Origin of the sequence: Peterkaempfera griseoplana (assembly GCF_001418575.1) — a bacterium.
In the GTDB taxonomy this organism is placed as follows: Bacteria; Actinomycetota; Actinomycetes; order Streptomycetales; family Streptomycetaceae; genus Peterkaempfera; species Peterkaempfera griseoplana.
Map to the genome: position 1 here is coordinate 1 of NZ_LIQR01000740.1, position 2154 is coordinate 2154.

Consider the following 2154-nt stretch of genomic DNA (forward strand, 5'->3'; position numbering starts at 1 on the left):
GTGCCCGGGGCCGTGGCGGTGGGCGGGCGCCTCGCCGGACCGGTGCGCGGTGCCGCCGATCTCCTCCGGGCGACCAGGGACGAACTCCACGATCCGCTCACCCCCGTGCTCACCCTCGGTGCCGCCGCCTCCGCCGTGGTGGGCTCGGGGGTCGACGCCATGCTGGTGGGCGGGGTGATGGTCGGCAACGCCGTGGTGAGCGGGGCGCAGCGGATGCGGGCCGAGCGCGCCCTGCACGCCCTGCTGCTGCGGCAGCGCACCCACGCCCGGCTGGTGGAGCCGCGCCCGCCGGGCAGACCCGTGCGGTTCGCCGACCCGGCGCGGGTGGCGGCCCGGTGGGTCCTGGCGGAGGAGCTGCAGCTCGGGGATCTGGTCGTGGTGCACCCGGAGGACGTCGTCCCGGCGGACGTACGGCTGCTGTCGGCCGAGTCGCTGGAGGTCGACGAGGCCAGCCTCACCGGGGAGCCGCTTCCGGTCGGCAAGACACCCGAGGCGGTGCCCAACGCCGCGCAGGCGGAGCGCAGCTGCATGCTCTACGAGGGCACCGTGGTGCTCGCCGGCTCGGGGGTCGGCGTGGTGGTGGCCACCGGCGGCGCCACGGAGGCGGGCAGGGCGGCCAAGGCGGCGGGACGGGTGCGGTCCACCGCCGGCCTCCAGGCCCGGCTGGCGGAACTCACCCGGATCGCCCTCCCGGCCACCGGCGTCGGCGGTCTCGCCGTCACCGGGCTCGGCCTGCTGCGGGGGCTGCCGCTGCGCAGGGCGCTGGCCTCCGGTGTGGCGGTGGCGGTGGCCGCGGTGCCGGAGGGGCTGCCGCTGGTGGCCACGGTGGCGCAACTGGCCGCCGCGCGGCGGCTGTCGGGGCTCGGCGTGCTGGTGCGTTCCACCAGGGCACTGGAGGCGCTGGGGCGGGTGGACACCGTCTGCTTCGACAAGACGGGGACCCTGACGGAGGGCCGGCTGTCGCTGGTGCGGACCGCCGCGCTGCACGGACCGGTACCGCTGGCCGGCGGTACCGGCCGCCGGATCCTGCGCACCGCGGCGCGGGCCTGCCCGCCGTTCCGGGACGGGACCCGGCGGCTTCCCCATGCGACGGACCGGGCGGTCGCCGAGGCGGCCCTGGACCATGACGAGGCGCCCGACTGGAAGCTGCTGGCGGAGCTGCCCTTCGAGACCGGCCGCGGCTTCTCCGCCGCCGTCGGCGACGCGGGGGAGGGGGTGGTCATCGCGGTGAAGGGCGCTCCGGAGACCGTACTGGAGCGCTGCACCGAGGTGCTGGACCGCGACGGCAGGCCGGCGCCGCTCACCGACTCCGGGCGGCGGCGCGCCAGGGAGCGGGTGAAGGCGCTCGCGGCCCGGGGGCTCCGGGTGCTGGCGGTGGCCCGGATCGTGGGGGCGGAGTGGACGGGAGGCTCCGGGGACGACCTGGCGGACCGGGTGCGGGGCGCCTGCCTGCTGGGCTACGTGGGGATCGCGGACACCCCGCGTCCGGCCGCCTCGGCGTCGGTGGCGGGCCTGGTGCGGGCCGGGGTGCGGCCGGTGATGGTCACCGGCGACCACCCGGTGACCGCCGCGGCCGTGGCGGCGGACATCGGGATCCCGGACGCGGACCGGGTGCTCACCGGGGCCGAGCTGGAGGCGATGCCGCAGTCGCAGCGGACGGAGGCGGTGTCCCGGGCGGCGGTCTTCGCGCGGGTGTCGCCGACCCAGAAGGTACGGATCGTCAGGGAGCTGCAGCGCTCCGGCCGGGTGGTGGCGATGACGGGGGACGGCACCAACGACGCCGCGGCGATCCGGCGGGCGGACGTGGGGATCGCGGTGGCGGGGCGGGGGAGCGGGTCCGCCCGCAGTGCCGCTGACCTGGTGCTGACCTCCTCCGATCCCATGCTGATCCTGGACGCGCTGGCGGAGGGACGGTCGCTGTGGGCGAGTGTGCGGGACGCCGTGGCGATCCTGGTGGGGGGCAACGCGGGCGAGATCGCGTTCACGCTGGTGGGCACCGCCGTGAGCGGACAGGCCCCGCTGACGACCCGTCAGCTGCTGGTGGTCAACATGCTCACCGACATGCTGCCCGCGCTCGCCGTGGCGCTGACGCCCCGCCGGAACGGTGAGGGGGCGGAGGACGGCCGGGGCGGTGGCGGCGGTCCGGCGCAGGGG

General features: G+C 77.6%; 1 protein-coding gene. It reads left to right on the forward strand.

Features of this window, described 5'->3' with window-relative positions:
- Nucleotides 1–105 precede the first annotated feature (105 nt).
- On the forward strand, nt 106–2154 hold a 2049-nt coding region (locus AOK09_RS36230), incomplete at its 3' end, for an HAD-IC family P-type ATPase (protein WP_217698537.1).